This is a genomic window from Peribacillus sp. SIMBA_075, assembly GCF_046534585.1.
Genome location: NZ_JAWRYN010000482.1, coordinates 1 through 277, shown reverse-complemented (window position 1 = coordinate 277; position 277 = coordinate 1). Strand labels below are relative to the sequence as shown.

Genomic DNA, 277 nt, shown 5'->3' with positions numbered 1-277 from the left:
AGAGCTGGAATGGACAGATTACGAAGTCGTCCGTACCGTCAAAGGCCAGGAACTGGAGCATATCCAGGCGAAACACCCATTGTATGAACGTACTTCACTCGTCATGCTTGGCGACCATGTTACAACCGATTCTGGTACAGGCTGCGTCCATACCGCTCCTGGACACGGGGAAGATGACTTCTTGATCGGCAAAAGATATGGCTTGGACGTTTTATGCCCAGTGGATGAGCGCGGCGTCATGACAGAGGAAGCGCCAGGATTTGCCGGCGAGTTCTAT

The 277-nt window shown here is 52.7% G+C and carries 1 pseudogene; it reads left to right on the top strand.

Features of this window, described 5'->3' with window-relative positions:
* Positions 1-277: pseudogene (gene ileS / locus SB775_RS29090) on the top strand (isoleucine--tRNA ligase); the annotation flags it as partial.